The 18443-nt window shown below is 40.2% G+C and carries 16 protein-coding genes; 14 read left to right on the forward strand and 2 right to left on the reverse strand.

Annotation, left to right across the window (positions count from 1 at the left end):
- The first annotated feature begins 66 nt into the window (after nt 1-66).
- The 10 genes from dprA to CFT42_RS01080 all read left to right on the forward strand — a co-directional run bounded on the left by dprA (nt 67) and on the right by CFT42_RS01080 (nt 10308).
- The gene (gene dprA, locus CFT42_RS01035; RefSeq protein ID WP_088815184.1) at nt 67-909 is read left to right on the forward strand and encodes a DNA-processing protein DprA; all 843 of its coding nucleotides are present in this window, start codon (nt 67-69) and stop codon (nt 907-909) included.
- A 248-nt stretch (nt 910-1157) separates the two neighbouring features.
- The gene (gene topA / locus CFT42_RS01040) at nt 1158-3236 is read left to right on the forward strand and encodes a type I DNA topoisomerase (protein ID WP_088815185.1); all 2079 of its coding nucleotides are present in this window, start codon (nt 1158-1160) and stop codon (nt 3234-3236) included.
- Nucleotides 3237-3311: 75 nt separating this feature from the next.
- A complete protein-coding gene (gene trmFO, locus CFT42_RS01045; protein WP_088815186.1) occupies nt 3312-4640 on the forward strand; it encodes an FADH(2)-oxidizing methylenetetrahydrofolate--tRNA-(uracil(54)-C(5))-methyltransferase TrmFO in 1329 nt (442 codons plus the stop codon).
- A gap of 218 nt (nt 4641-4858) precedes the next feature.
- Complete coding sequence (gene xerC, locus CFT42_RS01050) at nt 4859-5764, forward strand: tyrosine recombinase XerC (protein ID WP_088809066.1); 906 nt, start codon at nt 4859-4861, stop codon at nt 5762-5764.
- Nucleotides 5765-5783: 19 nt separating this feature from the next.
- Entirely contained in the window at nt 5784-6323 is a 540-nt protein-coding gene (gene hslV, locus CFT42_RS01055) for an ATP-dependent protease subunit HslV (protein WP_088808751.1), read from the forward strand.
- Nucleotides 6324-6334: 11 nt separating this feature from the next.
- Nucleotides 6335-7741, forward strand: a complete 1407-nt coding sequence (gene hslU / locus CFT42_RS01060; protein WP_088808752.1) for an ATP-dependent protease ATPase subunit HslU — start codon at nt 6335-6337, stop codon at nt 7739-7741.
- 19 nt (nt 7742-7760) lie between these two features.
- Nucleotides 7761-8540, forward strand: coding sequence for a GTP-sensing pleiotropic transcriptional regulator CodY (gene codY / locus CFT42_RS01065; RefSeq protein ID WP_088808753.1), 780 nt, complete (start codon nt 7761-7763; stop codon nt 8538-8540).
- A gap of 152 nt (nt 8541-8692) precedes the next feature.
- The gene (locus CFT42_RS01070; RefSeq protein ID WP_088808754.1) at nt 8693-9121 is read left to right on the forward strand and encodes an acyl-CoA thioesterase; all 429 of its coding nucleotides are present in this window, start codon (nt 8693-8695) and stop codon (nt 9119-9121) included.
- Nucleotide 9122: 1 nt separating this feature from the next.
- Complete coding sequence (locus CFT42_RS01075; RefSeq protein ID WP_088808755.1) at nt 9123-9443, forward strand: hypothetical protein; 321 nt, start codon at nt 9123-9125, stop codon at nt 9441-9443.
- Nucleotides 9436-10308 (forward strand): aldose 1-epimerase family protein, encoded by an 873-nt coding sequence (locus CFT42_RS01080; protein ID WP_088808756.1) that lies wholly within the window; start codon nt 9436-9438, stop codon nt 10306-10308. Before CFT42_RS01075 ends, CFT42_RS01080 begins: the two co-directional genes overlap by 8 nt.
- 35 nt (nt 10309-10343) lie before the next feature.
- Here the strand turns inward: CFT42_RS01080 and plsY are convergent, their stop codons facing one another.
- Nucleotides 10344-10940 carry a glycerol-3-phosphate 1-O-acyltransferase PlsY gene (gene plsY, locus CFT42_RS01085; RefSeq protein WP_088808757.1) on the reverse strand — a complete coding sequence of 199 codons (597 nt, stop codon included), beginning with the start codon at nt 10938-10940 and terminating at the stop codon, nt 10344-10346.
- Nucleotides 10941-11084: 144 nt separating this feature from the next.
- Between plsY and CFT42_RS01090 the strand changes: the two genes are divergently transcribed.
- The 4 genes from CFT42_RS01090 (at nt 11085) to CFT42_RS01105 (ending at nt 16551) form a co-directional block, all read left to right on the forward strand.
- Nucleotides 11085-11492, forward strand: coding sequence for a CoA-binding protein (locus CFT42_RS01090; RefSeq protein WP_088808758.1), 408 nt, complete (start codon nt 11085-11087; stop codon nt 11490-11492).
- Between the two features lie 153 nt (nt 11493-11645).
- Nucleotides 11646-13613, forward strand: a complete 1968-nt coding sequence (parE, locus tag CFT42_RS01095; protein WP_088808759.1) for a DNA topoisomerase IV subunit B — start codon at nt 11646-11648, stop codon at nt 13611-13613.
- Nucleotides 13610-16066 carry a DNA topoisomerase IV subunit A gene (gene parC / locus CFT42_RS01100; protein WP_088815187.1) on the forward strand — a complete coding sequence of 819 codons (2457 nt, stop codon included), beginning with the start codon at nt 13610-13612 and terminating at the stop codon, nt 16064-16066. The genes parE and parC overlap by 4 nt, the downstream gene beginning before the upstream one ends.
- Before the next feature lie 20 nt (nt 16067-16086).
- A complete protein-coding gene (locus tag CFT42_RS01105) occupies nt 16087-16551 on the forward strand; it encodes an S-ribosylhomocysteine lyase (protein WP_088808761.1) in 465 nt (154 codons plus the stop codon).
- Between the two features lie 32 nt (nt 16552-16583).
- On the opposite strand, the gene CFT42_RS01110 is transcribed toward CFT42_RS01105, so the two are convergent.
- The gene (locus CFT42_RS01110; RefSeq protein ID WP_088815188.1) at nt 16584-18425 is read right to left on the reverse strand and encodes an acyltransferase family protein; all 1842 of its coding nucleotides are present in this window, start codon (nt 18423-18425) and stop codon (nt 16584-16586) included.
- Nucleotides 18426-18443: the final 18 nt, after the last annotated feature.

Raw genomic sequence — 18443 nt, forward strand, 5'->3', positions numbered from 1 at the left:
AATGCTATTTTCGCGATTTGCTAAATCATGGCTTCTGCGTAAAATAGAGAAAAAGGAGGTTACGATATGGATTTACTTGAAAAAAATACTTGGCAGGAGTTGCTATATTTACCTGCTACTCTTCGAGCAAGAATTTGGCAATACTGTTTAGATAAAGATTGTTTCCAATATGAAGAGCGGGAATTTCATACATTATTTTTAGATGGAGAAGAGGAGCTAGAGGTAGCAGATGTGACGACAGAACTTTCTGCGTTTGAAGAGTCAGGAGGTCAATTTCTATTTTATTTTGATGATGACTATCCAGCTCAACTACGGGAAATTCAAAATGCACCGCCAATTCTCTTAATTTACGGAGAGGTGTCATTACTCTCTGAACCATCTATTTCGGTTATCGGGACGCATAAAATGAGACACTACGGGAGAGCTGTTACTAAATTTTTAACAAAAGGACTTTGCAAACAAAATATGGTAGTTGTAACGGGGATCCTCCATGGTGTTGAAGAAACTGCTGCGAGGAGCGTTTTAAAGGTGGATGGCAATTTAATTTGCGTATTACCTTCTGGCTTCAACGTACCGTATCCACTAAACAATCAGGAATTATTTGAAAGAATCAAAGCTCTGGGGAATGTTTTAGTCAGCGAATATTTGCCAAATCAACAAGCAAGAAAAAATTTTTTTGAAGAACGCAGTAGAATTATGAGTGGGTTAACGAAGGGAGTTCTTATAACAGAAGCGGAAGAAAAAAGTGGTTCGCTTGTGACGGCAAGCTATGCGCTCGAGCAGAATAGAGAAATTTTTGTGGTTCCAGGAAATATTTTTGCAACAGGTTCTGGAGGAACGAATGGCTTAATTTCAGAAGGTGCGAAACTTGTATCACAGTCCATGCATATAATAGAAGAAATTAACTAAATATGGAAAAATTATAACTAAATGAAGTGATTTGGCTTGCAATTCCTGTTTTTTTGATATAAGTTTGCTTAAGAATGGTTGAAAAATAGCATGATTTCAAAAGATGGATTGACAAAAGTTTTTGAAAGAGCTATTATTGACTACTGAATTGTATATCAATTTAGAAGAAAGCAAACGATTAGCGAGGCAGAAAATAAGAAAGTATTATTTAGCCCGCTCATTTGACCCAAATCAGGGAGGAAAAGCCAATGGCGGATTATTTAGTTATCGTAGAATCACCAGCAAAAGCAAAGACAATAGAAAAGTATTTAGGTAAAAAATTCCAAGTAAAAGCATCTATGGGACACGTACGCGACTTACCAAAAAGTCAGATGGGTGTTGATGTAGACCATGATTTTGAACCACGTTATATTACAATTCGCGGGAAAGGTCCCGTTTTAAAAGAATTAAAACAAGCAGCTAAGAAGGCAAAAAAAGTTTATCTCGCGGCCGATCCAGATCGCGAAGGGGAAGCAATTGCATGGCACTTAGCGAATAGCCTTGAACTTGATCAGACTGACGATTTACGAGTGGTTTTTAATGAAATTACAAAAGATGCAGTTAAGGAGTCTTTTAAAAATCCACGAAAAATTGATATGGACTTAGTAGATGCACAACAAGCAAGACGTATTTTAGATCGTTTAGTTGGCTATAATATTAGTCCAATTTTATGGAAGAAAGTGAAGAAAGGTTTGAGTGCTGGACGTGTTCAATCAGTGGCACTCCGTCTTATCATTGATAGAGAAAAGGAAATTAATAACTTTAAACCAGAAGAGTATTGGACGATTGATGGCAATTTTAAAAAAGGAAAAAAAGCTTTCCAAGCTAACTTTTATGGTGTAAATGGTAAGAAGAAGAAACTTAGTAATGCTAATGATGTAAAAGAAATTATGGGACAAATCAAAGGCAAAACTTTTGAAGTTATTGACGTTACTAAGAAAGAACGTCTTCGTAATCCAGCAGCGCCTTTCACTACTTCCTCACTACAACAAGAAGCCGCTCGGAAACTTAATTTTAGAACTCGTAAAACCATGATGCTTGCGCAACAACTTTATGAAGGTATTGCACTTGGTAGACAAGGAACAGTGGGACTAATAACATATATGCGTACGGACTCAACTAGGATTTCTGATACGGCAACGGGTGAAGCTAATTCATTTATTAAGAATACTTATGGAAATGAGTTTGCTAGAAGCCAAAAGCGGAATGATAAAAACCAAAAAGGTTCTCAAGATGCTCATGAAGCGATTCGACCAACAAGTGTTTTACGAACACCACAAGAAATGAAAGAATATTTGAGTCGCGATCAACTCAGACTTTATAAATTAATTTGGGAACGATTTGTTGCAAGCCAAATGACACCGGCTGTATTAGATACAATGCGAGTTGATTTAGACAATAACGGTGTTACGTTTAGAGCAAACGGTTCAAAAATCAAATTTGCTGGTTTTATGAAAGTTTATGTTGAAAGTAACGATGACAATAAAGAAGAAAAAGAAAATATTCTTCCAGATTTGGAAAAAGGCGATAAAGTGAATTACGAAACGCTTGAACAGCGTCAACATTTTACTCAGCCACCTCCGCGCTATACAGAGGCAAGACTTGTTAAGACGCTTGAAGAAATAGGAATTGGGCGTCCATCAACTTATTCGCCTACCTTAGATACTATTCAGCGTAGAAACTATGTATCGCTTACGAATAAACGTTTCATGCCAACCGAACTCGGTGAGATTGTAAATGAGTTAATTGAAGAGTATTTTCCTGAGATTTTGAATGTTAGTTTTACGGCGAACATGGAGTCGGAACTGGATGAAGTGGAACATGGGAAACAGCAGTGGGTTCGCGTCATTGATGAATTTTATAAGAGTTTTGAACCTAATGTTGAACGCGCCGATAAAGAAATGGAAAAAATTGAGATTAAAGATGAACCTGCTGGAATTGACTGTGATGTTTGCGGAGCTCCTATGGTTTACAAAATGGGCAAATATGGTAAGTTTCTCGCTTGTAGTCGTTTTCCTGATTGCCGTAATACCAAACCAATTGTAAAAGAAATAGGTGTTACTTGTCCGAAATGTAAAAAAGGGCACGTGATTGAACGTAAGAGTAAGAAAAAACGTATTTTTTACGGCTGTGATCGTTACCCTGAATGTGACTATGTATCGTGGGATAAACCTGTTGAACGTCCGTGTCCAAAATGCGGAGAGCAAGCTTTAATTGAGAAGAAACTGAAAAAAGGTATTCAAATTCAATGTACAAATTGTGATTATAAAGAAGAAACGCAAAAATAGTAGGGTAGAGCCAACTTCAATAGTGAGGTTGGCTCGTCCATCTGTTTATAGGCTTATGGAAGGGGAATTTTCGTTTTGGAAAAAAGAGTAAATGTTATTGGAGCAGGGATTGCTGGAAGTGAAGCAGCGTGGCAACTTGTGAAAAGAGGAATTGCAGTTGATTTGTATGAGATGCGACCAGTAAAACAAACTCCAGCTCATCATACTGATAAATTCGCAGAACTTGTGTGTACCAATTCACTTCGCGCTAATGGTCTAACAAATGCTGTAGGAGTCATTAAAGAAGAAATGCGCATGTTGGATTCTATTATTATTGAATCGGCTGACCGAGCTTCAGTTCCAGCGGGGGGAGCACTTGCGGTTGATCGTCATGAATTTTCTGGTTATATTACGGACAAAGTGAAAAACCACCCTCTTGTAACTGTCCATCTTGAAGAAGTGACAGATATTCCTGAAGGGACAACAATTATAGCAACAGGCCCTTTAACGAGTGAAGCTTTAGCGGAAAAGATACAAAACCTTACTGGAGAAGACTATTTGTATTTTTATGATGCAGCAGCTCCGATAATTGAAAAAGACAGTATTGACATGGATAAAGTTTACTTGAAATCGCGCTATGATAAAGGTGAGGCTGCTTACTTAAATTGTCCGATGACAGAAGAAGAGTTCCATGCATTTTATGAGGCACTTGTGACTGCAGAAACGGCTGAACTGAAAAAGTTTGAAAAAGAAGTGTTTTTTGAGGGGTGTATGCCAATTGAAGTCATGGCAAAACGTGGAATTAAAACAATGCTTTTTGGGCCTCTAAAACCGGTTGGGTTAGAAAATCCGAAAACAGGTAAACGACCATATGCTGTTCTACAATTGCGCCAAGATGATGCAGCAGGAACGCTTTATAATATGGTGGGCTTCCAAACGCATCTTAAGTGGGGCGAACAGAAACGCGTTTTTGGACTTATTCCGGGGCTAGAGAATGCAGAAATCGTTCGTTATGGCGTCATGCATCGAAATACATTTATCAATTCTCCAAAAGCGATGAAAAATACTTATCAACTTAAAACACGTAAAAATCTATTTTTCGCTGGACAGATGACAGGGGTTGAGGGTTACGTGGAATCTGCTGCTAGTGGGTTAGCGGCAGGAATTAATGCGGCGCAATATGTACTAGGCAATGAGTTAGTAGAATTCCCAGCTGAAAGTGCGATAGGCAGTCTTGCGCATTACATTACGAATGCGAATACTAAAACTTTCCAACCTATGAATGTTAACTTCGGTTTGTTTCCTGAACTGCCAGAAAAAGTTAGAGCAAAACAAGAACGAAATGAACAACTGGCTAATCGAGCATTAAATGCTATAAAAAAGGTTGCAGAAGTACTGGAAAACAACTATAATAAATTAGGCTGAACGTAAAGTTCAGCCTTTGTTTTAGTCTTTCTTTTCAGAAAACGCAACTTTAATTTTTTGAATTGTTCCGCATCTAATGGAAAATGTTTGCGATTTAAAGTTGAGTTTGTTAAATTGAAGGGGATTCTAGTTTAATTGGAAATGTTGCGAAAAATGCGTGAAATTATTGCAACTTGTTATTCCTTATGATACTATGGTAGTGTTTGAAAGGTGTGAATATCGTGAAAGAACAGCAAATTCTGGAGATGTTTATGACATATATCCAAAATGAGCGAAATTATTCAGACAATACTGTAGTAGCTTACCATGATGATATCTTGGATTTTCAAACTTTTTTGAATCAGCAGCATATTTTGAATTATCAGGATGTTGACTACTTGTTGATTCGATTGTATTTAACTGAACTTAAGAGGGAAGAGTATTCAAGAAGTTCAGTTTCAAGGAAAATCTCTAGTTTGCGTAGCTTCTACAATTTTATGTTGCGCGAAGAGTTTGTGAGTACGAACCCATTTACGTATGTTTCACATGCAAAGAGCGAGTTAAGGCTTCCAAAGTTTTTCTACAATGAAGAAATGGAAGCTCTATTTCAAGTTGTATACGAGAATGATGAAGCGCTTACACTGCGGAATCGTGTTATCCTTGAACTTCTATATGGAACAGGGATACGTGTGTCAGAAAGTGCTGATATTCAGATGAACGATATTGATCGAGCCTATCAAGCCATTTTAATTAGGGGAAAAGGAAATAAAGAAAGGTATGTGCCATTTGGTTCTTTTTTTGAAGATGCGATGCAAGAATATTTGAATAAAGGGCGAAAAGTTCTCATGAAGCAGCACCGAAAAGAACATAATTTTTTGCTGATCAATCATTATGGCGATCCGTTGACAGCAAGAGGTATTCGTTATGCGCTAACGAAAGTGATAGAAAAGGCATCACTAACAAGAAAAATTCATCCACATATGTTGCGTCATACGTTTGCAACGGATTTACTTAATAATGGGGCGGATATGCGTACCGTTCAGGAGTTATTAGGTCATGCTAGTCTTTCTTCCACGCAAATATATACACACGTTACGAAGGAACATTTGAAAGCAACCTATATGAAACATCATCCAAGAGCATAAAAAATAGGAGGCGAAAACGATGGAGATGCATGCAACAACGATATTTGCAGTTCAACATAATGGAAAAGCTGCAATGGCAGGAGATGGTCAAGTGACACTTGGCGAATCGGTTATTATGAAGCATAATGCTAGAAAAGTAAGACGATTATTTCATGATAAAGTAATTGCTGGATTTGCAGGTTCTGTCGCCGATGCTTTTACATTATTTGAGAAATTTGAAGGTAAGTTAAATGAATATGGTGGCAATTTAGAACGCGCTTCCGTGGAACTTGCCAAACAATGGCGCAGCGATAATGTTCTGCGCAAATTGGAAGCGATGCTTATTGTAATGGATCAAGATACTTTGTTGTTAGTTTCTGGCACTGGAGAAGTTATTGAACCAGACGATGGCATTCTGGCGATTGGATCAGGTGGAAATTATGCACTTAGTGCGGGTCGAGCTTTAAAACGATATAGCGGGGAGCATATGGAAGCAAAGGAAATTGCGAAGCACGCGTTAGAAATTGCTTCTGAAATCTGTGTTTTCACAAATGACCACATTATTGTTGAAGAGCTATGAAGGAGTGATAGATGGTGAATAGTCAAGATACGGTAAGTTTAACCCCGCGACAAATTGTTGAACGACTTAATCAATACATTATCGGTCAAAATGGCGCCAAGAAATCAGTTGCGGTTGCGCTTAGAAATCGCTATCGTCGTATGATGATGGACGAAGAAATGCGGGATGAAATCATTCCTAAAAACATTCTGATGATTGGCCCAACAGGCGTTGGAAAGACGGAAATCGCGCGGCGGATTGCTAAAATTGTTCGAGCTCCTTTTACAAAAGTTGAAGCAACAAAATTTACTGAGGTAGGGTACGTTGGTCGTGATGTTGAATCGATGGTACGTGATTTAGTTGAGGTGTCGGTTCGCTTGGTAAAAGAAGAGAAGATGCAATTGGTGCGTTTTAAAGCAGAAGAAAATGCAGAGAAACGTATTGCGAAGTTGCTTGCGCCGTCTCAGAAGAAAAAACAGCAGACAGTTCAGAATCCCTTTGAAGCGCTTTTTCAAGGGGCTGCGCCTAATCAGGACGAACAAGAAATTGTCGATGATGAGCTAAAAGAAAAGCGTAATAAACTAGAGTATCGCATTAAAACTGGCGAGCTTGATGATGAGGTCGTTACAGTTGAAGTGGCTGAACAACAAAATCAAATGTTTGATATGTTTAAAGGAAGCGGCATGGATCAAATGGCGGGCATGCAAGACGCTTTTTCAGGGCTTTTCCCTAAGAAGAAAAAGAAACGCAAAGTAACAGTGAAAGAAGCGAAGAAAATTCTTTTTGAGGATGAAGCAACGAAATTGATTGATCAAGAAGAAGTTTCTTCTGAGGGCATTCGCCGTGCTGAACAGATGGGGATTATTTTTATAGATGAAATTGATAAAGTGGCAAGCCAAAATGGTGGCGGCAATGCTCAAGTTTCTCGTGAAGGTGTACAACGAGATATTTTACCTATCGTTGAGGGGTCGCAAATTGCGACAAAGTATGGTACGGTAAACACAGAATTTATTTTGTTCATTGCAGCTGGGGCCTTTCATATTTCGAAGCCGTCTGATTTAATACCCGAACTTCAAGGTCGTTTCCCAATTCGCATTGAACTTGATAAGCTTTCGCAAGAGGACTTCATCAAGATTTTAACGGAGCCAGACAATGCGCTGATTAAACAATACCGGGCTTTACTTAAAGCAGAAAATATTGATTTAATTTTTACAAAAGAAGCAGTGGAAAGATTGGCTGAAATTGCCTTTCAAGTTAACCAGGAATCTGATAATATTGGAGCAAGAAGGTTACATACAATCTTAGAAAAATTGCTCGAGGATTTGCTTTTTGAAGCACCCGATATTACACTGGATTCTGTTACAGTCACGGAAAGTTATGTTAATGAAAAACTAGAAGCAATTATGCAAAGTAAGGATTTAACACAATTTATTTTATAAATTTTAGGAGGATCTAATAATGACTTTATTAGAAAAAACAAGAAAAATTAATGCAATGTTACAAAATGCGGCAGGAAAAACAGTGAACTTTAAAGAAATGGCAGATACATTGAGCGATGTGATTGAAGCAAACACATACATTGTAAGTCGTAAAGGTAAACTTTTAGGATATTCTGAAATTTTGCCAATTGAAAACGAACGTATGAAGCAAATGCTTACTGAGCGTCAATTCCCTGAAGAATATACGCAAAGCTTATTTAATGTGAATGAAACGTCTGCAAACCTTGAAGTTTCCAGTCAATATACAGCTTTCCCAATTGAAAATAGCGATTTATTCACGAAAGGATTAACTACGATTGTACCTGTTGTCGGCGGAGGAGAACGTCTTGGTACGCTAATTCTTTCTCGTTTAGAAAATAAATTTACAGACGATGACTTGCTTTTAGCAGAATATGGTAGCACAGTTGTAGGTATGGAAATTTTACATGAGAAAGCAGAAGAAATTGAAGAAGAAGCGCGTAGCCGTGCGGTTGTACAAATGGCTATCAGCTCCCTTTCTTACAGTGAGTTAGAAGCAATTGAACATATTTTTGATGAATTAAACGGTAAAGAAGGCTTGCTAGTAGCATCTAAAATCGCTGACCGAGTTGGCATTACGCGTTCTGTAATCGTTAATGCACTTCGTAAATTAGAAAGTGCGGGCGTTATTGATTCCCGTTCACTTGGTATGAAAGGTACATTCATTCGCGTATTAAATGACAAATTCTTAGTAGAGCTGGAAAAATTAAAAAATAACTAAGTGATTAGACTGATGAACGCCGAAGCAGGCTGTTTGTCATCAGTCTTGAAAGCTCTCACATCTTGTGGGAGCTTTTTCCACCTTAATAGTTTCTGTTTTGATTGGAAATTTGCTAAAATGGTATGGAAGACTGGTTTTTGGGGAGGTAAATTATGACTTTTACGGAAACGGAAATTGAAGTTCGCTATGCCGAAACTGATCAAATGGGTGTAGTCTATCATGCGAACTATTTAATCTGGATGGAATTAGGAAGAACGCGCTTTATTGAAAGTTTAGGCTTGCGTTATTTTGATATGGAACAGCTTGGTTACTTATCGCCGGTCATTGATGTCGCCATTCATTACGGGAAGCCACTTCGCTACGGGCAAAATGCGATTGTTAAAACTTGGCTATCGGAATATGACGGCGTGCGTGTTACTTACGGATATGAAATTCGTTATGCGGAATCAGGCGAGATTGCGATTACTGGTGAAACGAAACATGTTTGTGTGACGAAGGATGGCTTTAAACCAGTGGCTTTAAAACGCGTGTTAAAAGACTGGCATGAGAAGTATGCACGGGCTATCGAAGGGGCGGAATAATATGGCATTTGGTGTAAAACGTGCTGAATTGACTGCTTTTAAAGATAAAGCAATGCGCGGCGAAATTGCCATTTTAACGCACTACTGGCTAGATGAGCGTTTTCCAAATTCGAAGACGGTCACTAAAGTGGCTAGTTCGGATTTAAATGTGTTGAAGGCATGGGGGAAGAAGTACCAATTGCCGGAAGCGTATATTGATTTTGGGCACGATAATTTACCACATTTTGACTTGTTTGGGGAAATTCAACTTGCGGTTTTAAAAAATGAAGCGAAGTGGGATCAGATTGACAGGTTCCACTTGGAGGGAGAAAAACATGATTAAACTTGAGAATGATACAATGCTTATCGAACTTAAGGAAGCGGGAGCAGAGCTTACAAAAATTTATAACAAACAAACGCAGCTAGACTATTTGTGGAATGCGGATACCGCATTTTGGGGACGTCATGCCCCTATTTTATTCCCAACAGTGGGTCGGCTTGTAGAGGACACCTATTTTGTCGACGGGGAGGCGTTCCATCTGCCCCAGCACGGCTTTGCGCGTGACCGCGAGTTTAAAGTGGTCGAGCTTTTGCGAGATAAGTGCGTTTTAGAGCTTTCTGCGGATGAAAAATCGAGGTTGGTGTATCCGTATGCGTTTCATTTGACGGTCAGCTATACGCTGCTTGAAGACGGCGTGCATGTTGAGTATCAAGTTGAAAACACGGATGAAAAACGAATTTACTTTTCAATTGGTGCGCATCCAGCGTTTAATCTCCCACTTGTTCGTGGAACGACGTTTGATGATTATTATTTGGATTTCCATGCGAAAGAAGAGCTCGAGTCGTTGCAACTGGAAGGGCCATATCGGTCTGGCAAGTTAAAACGTGTGACGGCGGAAGAAACGATGGAGCTGCCAATTAATTATGAGCTGTTTGCCAATGATGCCTTGATTTTTGAGGGGCTTAAAGAGAATAAAATCGCGATTCGTTCTAAAAAACACGCGCATTTTGTTCAAGTTGATTTTCCGAATTTTCCTTTCGTCGGTATTTGGACGGCGGGAGACGGCACACCGTTCTTATGTATTGAACCGTGGTACGGAATTGCTGATGGCGTAGGAAGTCCAGTTGAACTCCGTGATAAAGCGGGAATTGAACAGCTTGAACCAGAAGCAATTTTCACAGCGAACTATACCATTCAAGTAGGGTAACTAAAAACCCGCCAAGAATATTCTTGGCGGGTTTTTTACATCCATGTAATTTTCGGTTCGGTTCCTTCTTTGATGCGTTTAATATTGGCCCGGTGGCGCCAGATGATGAAAATGGCGAGCGCTGTAATAAGGCCGATTAAGATAGGGTCTCCCAAAAATAACGAAATAACAAAGGCCGCAGCGGCCGCAATCATCGAACTAAGTGATACGTATTTACTGATTTTAAGGGTTAAAAGAAATACTAGGACGGCCAAGACGAATAAAATTGGCGCGTAGGCTAAAACGACCCCAGCCGATGTTGCAACGGCTTTTCCTCCCCGAAAACTTGCGAAAATTGGAAAGCTATGACCAAGAATCGCGCATACACCTGTGAGTAGCATGTAATGGTGGTCGATGTTAGGGAGAAAAAAGAATGGAAGTAACGTGGCGATGGTTCCTTTTAAGATGTCCATCACGGTTACGACGATGCCTGGTTTTAAGCCTAAGACGCGAAATGAGTTGGTGGCGCCCAAGTTGCCACTGCCGTGTTCGCGAATGTCTTTTTTGTAGAATAGTTTTCCAATCCATAAACCAGAAGGAATGGAGCCGATTAAATAGGCAAGGACAGACAATAAAATTAGTTTTGTAAGCATGCGAAAACTCCTCTTTTTAAACTCATATTAAGAATTATAGCATAAAAAAATTGGGATTTGGTGAAAAATCGTTCTGTTCTTTACATTCGCGCAAGATAGCGATAAAATAAGGAATGAGGCACTTTTTAAAAAGGAGCGATTTGGATGTATCATTCGACAAAAGAAGCGCGCGATAAAATTTTAAAAGAAGCTAAAACCATTGCGGTAGTTGGACTAAGCGATAAACCGGAACGTACGAGTTATCAAGTTTCAAAAATCATGCAAGAAGCTGGATATAAAATTATTCCAGTTAACCCTAAGGCGGATAAAATTCTTGGTGAGAAAGCTGTAGCACGTTTAGCAGACATTAAAGAACCTGTTGACATTGTTAATGTTTTCAGACGTTCTGAATTTTTGCCGGATATTGCGCGTGAATTTTTAGAAATCGATGCTAATGTATTTTGGGCACAGCTTGGTATTCAAAATGAAGAAGCATATGAACTCCTCAAACAAACGCATCCAGTGGTCATGGATTATTGTATAAAAATTGCTTACCGAGAGCTAGCTGAATGAAAAGACATAAAGCAGGTTCAAAAAAAGAGCCTGTTTTTTCGCGGTTTGAGAAAGATGCTTTCCATTTTCAAAAGATAATGCTATTCTGTTAGGGTAGCTGTTTAAGGACTGCTTGATAATTTAAGGGATATGCACGAAAGGAGTTAAGAATAGATGCCTAAAAATGTTTACAATGATGATTCTATTCAAGTTTTAGAAGGGTTAGATGCAGTTCGAAAACGTCCAGCCATGTATATTGGATCGACTGATGTTAGAGGCTTACATCACCTTGTTTATGAGATTGTCGATAATTCGGTCGATGAAGCTTTAGCTGGGTTCGGCCATGAAATCAAAGTTATCCTTCATGATGACGGGAGCGTCAGCGTAACGGATAAGGGGCGCGGCATGCCAGTGGGGATGCATAAAACGGGGAAACCGACCGTTGAAGTGATTTTAACCGTTCTTCACGCGGGAGGAAAATTTGGTCAAGAGGGCGGATATAAAACAAGCGGGGGCTTGCATGGTGTTGGATCTTCCGTAGTTAACGCGCTTTCGGAATGGTTAAAAGTGACAATTTGTCGCGACGGCGCTATGTATGAACAGAATTTCATTCGTGGCGGTAAGCCTGATGGTACGCTTCGAAAAATCGGAAAATCAAAAGAGACGGGTACAACCATCCGTTTTAAACCAGATGAAAGTATTTTTCCTGTGACTTCTTTTAACTATGAAACACTTTCAGAGCGCTTGCGCGAATCGGCGTTTTTACTTAAAGGAATGCGCATTGAACTTATCGACGAGCGTGTTGGTATGGGCGAGGCGTTCCATTTTGAGGAAGGTGTGAAAAACTTCGTTGAATATATCAATGAAGGGAAAGATGTTTTGCATCCGGTTGTTTCTTTTGAAGGAGAAAGCGGCACGATTGAAATGGAAATGGCGTTTCAATTTAATGATGGCTACTCGGAAAATATTTTAAGTTTCGTTAATAATGTGCGTACAAAAGGCGCTGGGACACATGAATCGGGCATGAAAGCTGCGATGACGCGCGTCTTTAATGAATATGCGAAACGCGTTGGTATTTTAAAAGAAAAAGATAAGAATTTAGAGGGCAGTGACATTCGTGAAGGCTTGTCGGCGGTACTTTCGATTCGGGTTCCAGAAAATCTGCTGCAATTTGAAGGGCAAACGAAAGAAAAACTGGGGACGGCAGAAGCACGTCCTGCGGTTGATGCCGTCGTAGCAGAGCACTTAGCCTACTTTTTAGCGGAGAACCCTGATACAAGTAGCCTTCTTGTGAAAAAGGCTGTGAAAGCACGTGAGGCGCGCGAGGCGGCGCGTAAAGCGCGGGAGGAAACACGGAATGGGAAAAAACGGAAACGTTCGGAAACATTGCTTTCTGGTAAACTTACGCCTGCCCAGTCGCGTAACCCTAACAAAAATGAACTGTATTTAGTCGAAGGTGATTCGGCTGGAGGTTCTGCAAAACAAGGTCGTGACAGAAGATTCCAAGCGATTTTGCCACTTCGAGGAAAAGTAATTAATACGGAAAAAGCGAAATTACAAGATATTATGAAAAATGAAGAAATCAATACAATCATCCATACTGTGGGTGCTGGAGTAGGTTCGGAATTTGAAGTAGAAGATTGTAATTATGATAAGATTGTCATCATGACCGATGCCGACACGGACGGCGCGCACATTCAAGTGCTGCTCCTGACGTTCTTCTATCGTTACATGAAGCCGCTTGTTGAAGCGGGTAAAGTCTACATCGCGCTTCCGCCATTATATAAAGTAAGTAAAGGTTCTGGAAAAAAGGAAGTTGTCGAATACGCCTGGACAGATGACGAGCTGGACAGCTGTATTAAAAAAATTGGTAAAGGCTACATGATTCAGCGCTACAAAGGGCTTGGTGAAATGAATGCCGACCAATTGTGGGAAACGACGATGAATCCAGAGTCACGGACATTAATTCGCGTCCGCATTGAAGATGCCGCTCGAGCTGAGAGACGAGTAGCTACACTGATGGGGGATAAAGTAGAACCGAGACGGAAATGGATTGAAAATAACGTTGAGTTTAGTTTAGAAGACGATCAAAGTATTCTTGAAAATGAAAATATGATCAGTCAGGAGGTGCGGGAAGTTTGAGTACACCAGAACAACATATTCAAGACTTAGCGCTTGAAGAAGTAATGGGTGACCGCTTCGGTCGTTATAGTAAATACATCATTCAAGAACGTGCGCTTCCTGATGCGCGTGACGGCTTAAAACCTGTACAGCGCCGGATTTTATTTGCGATGAATGAAGAAGGGAATACAGCAGAAAAAGGTTTCCGAAAATCGGCTAAAACAGTCGGTAATGTTATCGGGAATTACCATCCACACGGAGATACGTCCGTTTATGATGCAATGGTTCGAATGAGTCAAGATTGGAAAGTGCGAAATGCGCTCATTGAAATGCATGGTAATAATGGTAGCGTGGACGGCGACCCGCCTGCTGCGATGCGTTATACGGAGGCGCGTTTATCGCCGATTTCTGCGGAACTTCTTCGGGATATTGAAAAGGAAACGGTTGATTTTGTTCCAAACTTTGATGATACATCAAGTGAGCCGACGGTTTTACCTGCGCGCTTTCCTAATTTGCTTGTTAATGGTTCAACGGGGATTTCAGCCGGGTATGCGACAGACATACCGCCGCACAATTTAACGGAAATTATTGATGCGGTCATTAAACGACTGGATCGCCCAGATTGTGACTTAGATGCGCTTCTTAAAATTGTCAAAGGACCTGATTTTCCAACTGGGGGAATCATTCAAGGGGCAGAAGGCATTAAGAAGGCGTATGAAACGGGGAAAGGCCGAGTTGTTGTGCGTTCTAAGACGGAGATTGAAGATATTCGTGGTGGACGCAAACAAATTACGATTCATGAAATTCCTTATGAAATTAATAAAGCGAATTTAGTGAAACGAATTGATGAACTTCGCATTGAAAAGAAAATTGAAGGTATTTCGGAAGTGCGCGATGAAACGGACCGTACGGGTCTAAGAATTGCAATTGAACTGAAGAAAGATGCTAATGCTGAGGGCGTACTTAATTACTTATTTAAAAATACGGACTTGCAAGTGAGTTATAATTTTAATATGGTGGCGATTCATAATAAACGGCCAGTCTTAATGGGGCTTACCCAATTATTAGATGCCTATATCGCGCACCAGAAAGAGATTATTACAAAACGATCGGAATTCGACATTCGGAAGGCGCGAGCAAGGCAACATATTTTAGACGGTTTAATCAAAGCCTTGTCGATTTTAGATGAAGTGATTAAGCTGATTCGTGGCTCGAAGGACAAACGTGATGCGAAACTGAATCTTGAGAAGCGCTACGAGTTTAGTGAGAAGCAAGCAGAGGCGATTGTGTCCTTGCAACTTTATCGTTTGACGAATACGGATATTACGGAACTTCGCACGGAAGCGGAAGAACTGACTAAAAAAATCGCGATTTTAGAGCGGATTTTAGGGAGTTCGGATGCGCTTGTTGGCGTTTTAAAAGAAGAGCTTACGGAAATTAAGAAGACGTATAAAACGCCGCGTTTAACGGAAGTGCAGGCGGAAATTTCCGAAATTAAAATTGATACGGAAGTGCTTGTGGCGAGTGAAGATGTTGTTGTGTCTGTTACGAAAGAAGGCTATGTGAAGCGTACAAGCATGCGCTCTTATGCGGCTTCAAACGGGCTTGAGCTTGCGATGAAAGAAGCCGACCATCCTATATTTATTGAAAAAGTAAATACGATGGATACGATTCTACTCTTTACGAATAAAGGGAATTACATTTATCGTCCGGTGCATGAGCTCCCAGAAATTCGCTGGAAAAATATTGGGGACCATATTAGTCATCTAGCGACGGATATTAGTCAAGGTGAGGAGATTATCGCGGCGAAAGTTGTACATGCGTTTGACGAAGCGCACTACTTCTTGTTTATAACGAAGAACGGGATGATTAAGTCGTCCCTTATGACGAACTACAAACCACAACGCTACTCGAAATCAATGATGGCGATTAAGCTGAAAGATAGCGATGAACTGCTTGCTGTATCGCTTATTGCGAATACAGAAGATGTCTTTTTGGCAACAAAATTTGGTTATGGTTTGCGTTACAATGTAAGTGAAGTACCAGATTCTGGGGCGCGTACTGCCGGGGTTAAAGCGATTAATTTAAAAGCGGGCGATGAAGTCATTGGCGGTTTTGTGATTACGCCTGATGAAATGAGAAATATGATTCTTGTTACGCAACGTGGGTCACTGAAACAAATGAAACTTTCGGAATTCGAACCGATTACACGTGCGAAACGCGGTTTAATTATGCTGCGGGAATTGAAATCGAATCCGCACCGTTTTGTGGCGCTGCTTTTAGCTGGTGCAGAAGACAAACTTGTGATTGAAACAAATAAAGAACAGCTTGTTGAATTAGATGCTGCCAATCTGCGACTCACGGATCGCTATTCAAATGGTTCGTTTGTTCTTGATGAAGCGATGGAAGGACAGCCAGTTGATATGTGGACGTTAATTCCAGAAATTACGGATAGCGAAACACCAGAATCTTAAACAATAAGGAGCTGAAAAACGTGTCTGAAAAAATGAATGTGGAAAGTTTTAATTTGGACCATACAAAAGTAAAAGCGCCATATGTAAGGCTCGCAGGAACAAAAACGGGCTATCATGGCGATGAAATTTATAAGTATGATGTCCGGTTTAAGCAACCGAATAAGGCGCATATGGAAATGCCAGCACTTCATTCGCTGGAGCATTTAATGGCGGAACTAGCTCGAAATCATACGGATAAAATTGTCGATATTAGTCCAATGGGCTGTCAAACGGGCTTTTATGTATCACTTATTAATCATGATGATTTTGATGATGTGTTGCGCATTTTAGAGGCGACACTAAACGACGTTTTAGAAGCGACTGAGGTTCCTGCGTGTAATGAAGTCCAGTGTGGCTTTGCAGCTAGCCATAGCTTGTCTGGCGCGCAAGAATTGGCACGCGAATTTTTAAGTGAAAAAGATACTTGGGCAGATGTTTTCGCATAATAAAGAAAAGAGGTTCCGAATTCGGAACCTCTTTATTTTTTCATTGCGTTAAGCGCTAAATTAACGTAGGCTTGGGAGCCGGATTTTGTAAGATGTACGCCATCAGAACCAAAATAGTTATTGTGGTTTACGGCGACTGAATACCAGTCAATGACAGTGACATTCTCGCGACTAGATGCATTTTGAATGGACTGGTTGACTTCTGATTCCCAACCGCGCGGGACGCGTGTGTTGACAAGATAAACATCGGCCTGATTGAAGCGGTCTAAAAGCTTGTTTAGTTGGGCTTCGGTGAATGGACCATTTGTACCAAGTTCAATTAAAACGGCGCTTCCTTTAGTGTTGAATTTTTTATAGCTGTAAGACACATCAATCGCATCAACGAGCTGTCGACCAATTTTCCCATCAATCGTCACATTGGGTATGGCTTCTTTTAAATAGGGCTCAATGTCAATCATAATCGAGTCGCCTAATGCTAACGTCTGGGTGTATGTGTATTTTTTCGGAGGAATAGGGGTTGTTGCTTTTTTCGGTTCCTCTTTTTGCTCGGGTTTTTGTTGTGTATTTGGTTGTTTTTCTTCATGTTTACTTTCCGTCTTTTCATTGTTTGTGGACGTTTTTACTTCAGTGACGGTCCGTTCTGCCTGCGTTTTGATGGGAAGAATGCCAGACATGCCTATTGCAAAAATCCCGATGGAAAGAACGAGTGCTGATATAGCTGCCCAAAGTCCGATTGGTTTATTTTTAATCACGGCGTAATTTTTGTGCTTAAAGCCTTTCATGTAAGCGATAAAGCCTTTTTTACGAATAGGTGTTTCGACAAATCGGAAGGAAAGTTCTGCGATGATGAACGTAGCAGTCACTTGGAAAAACGCACGCAGTAAGCTCGGTTGACCGATTTCTGTGACAGGAGTTGTCAGCGTAATAATCGGGTAATGCCACAAGTAGATACCGTATGATCTAGTTCCAATCCAGCGTAGCGGTCTAAAACTAAACAATCTGCTTAAATAACAAGAAGGGTGGGCAATAGCTGCAATCATAAGAACACCGAGAATCGCAACAAGCAGTAGTCCTCCGCGGTATAAAAATGGTTGATATTCGTTCATTTTGTAGACGAGTATGCAGAATAAAACAATGCTTATCGTTCCCGAAATATTTAAAGCAAGTTTACTTTGCCGCGGTATTTTTGGACTTAAACGATTAAACGGCCAAACAAAGGCTAAAGCACAGCCAATAAGAAGGTCGAATAAACGCGTATCAGTGCCGTAATAAACTCGACTTGGGTCGCTTCCAGGAGTGTAAAGCACAGCCATTAAAATCGCGGATAAAAGTGCGATGATTAAAATGATGCGCAGCAACCACTTCGGATTTTTAATCCATTTTAAGAAACCGTATAAAAATAGTGGCCAAACTAAGTAAAACTGTTCTTCAATGGCAAGTGACCATAAGTTTTTAAGCGGGGAAGGTAAGCCAAATGAGTCAAAATACGACACATTATGAAAAATAAACCACCAATTGCTCATATAAAAAAAGGAAGCAATGGCATCACCGCGTAAAGTAGTAAGTAGTTCGCGATTGAATAAAACAGCAAAAATCACAACAACAATTATCATCAAGTATGCGGCAGGAATTAGACGCCTAAAACGCCGCAACCAAAATTCTTTTAAGTGAATCGTATTTTCATTTTCCCACTGTGTAAGAAGAATGTTTGTAATTAAATATCCAGAAAGTACAAAAAATATATCAACGCCGATAAAACCGCCTTGCGCCCATGAAAAGTTTAAGTGATAGGCAATAACAGCTAGGACAGCAAGTGCACGAAGTCCATCAATACTCGGAACATATTTTCTACTGTATCGAGCTGTTCTCTTCAAAATAACATCTCCTATTAA

The sequence above is a fragment of the Listeria goaensis genome, from assembly GCF_900186125.1.
Classification (GTDB): Bacteria; Bacillota; Bacilli; order Lactobacillales; family Listeriaceae; genus Listeria; species Listeria goaensis.

Excerpts from the sequence above, each read along its gene's own strand:
- codY (WP_088808753.1), top strand. The coding sequence starts at position 7,761 with ATGACTTTATTAGAAAAAACAAGAAAAATTAATGCAATGTTACAAAAT.
- CFT42_RS01070 (WP_088808754.1), top strand. The coding sequence starts at position 8,693 with ATGACTTTTACGGAAACGGAAATTGAAGTTCGCTATGCCGAAACTGAT.
- topA (WP_088815185.1), top strand. The coding sequence starts at position 1,158 with ATGGCGGATTATTTAGTTATCGTAGAATCACCAGCAAAAGCAAAGACA.
- parE (WP_088808759.1), top strand. The coding sequence starts at position 11,646 with ATGCCTAAAAATGTTTACAATGATGATTCTATTCAAGTTTTAGAAGGG.
- CFT42_RS01090 (WP_088808758.1), top strand. The coding sequence starts at position 11,085 with ATGTATCATTCGACAAAAGAAGCGCGCGATAAAATTTTAAAAGAAGCT.
- dprA (WP_088815184.1), top strand. The coding sequence starts at position 67 with ATGGATTTACTTGAAAAAAATACTTGGCAGGAGTTGCTATATTTACCT.
- hslV (WP_088808751.1), top strand. The coding sequence starts at position 5,784 with ATGGAGATGCATGCAACAACGATATTTGCAGTTCAACATAATGGAAAA.
- CFT42_RS01075 (WP_088808755.1), top strand. The coding sequence starts at position 9,123 with ATGGCATTTGGTGTAAAACGTGCTGAATTGACTGCTTTTAAAGATAAA.
- CFT42_RS01080 (WP_088808756.1), top strand. The coding sequence starts at position 9,436 with ATGATTAAACTTGAGAATGATACAATGCTTATCGAACTTAAGGAAGCG.
- hslU (WP_088808752.1), top strand. The coding sequence starts at position 6,335 with ATGGTGAATAGTCAAGATACGGTAAGTTTAACCCCGCGACAAATTGTT.
- plsY (WP_088808757.1), bottom strand. The coding sequence starts at position 10,940 with ATGCTTACAAAACTAATTTTATTGTCTGTCCTTGCCTATTTAATCGGC.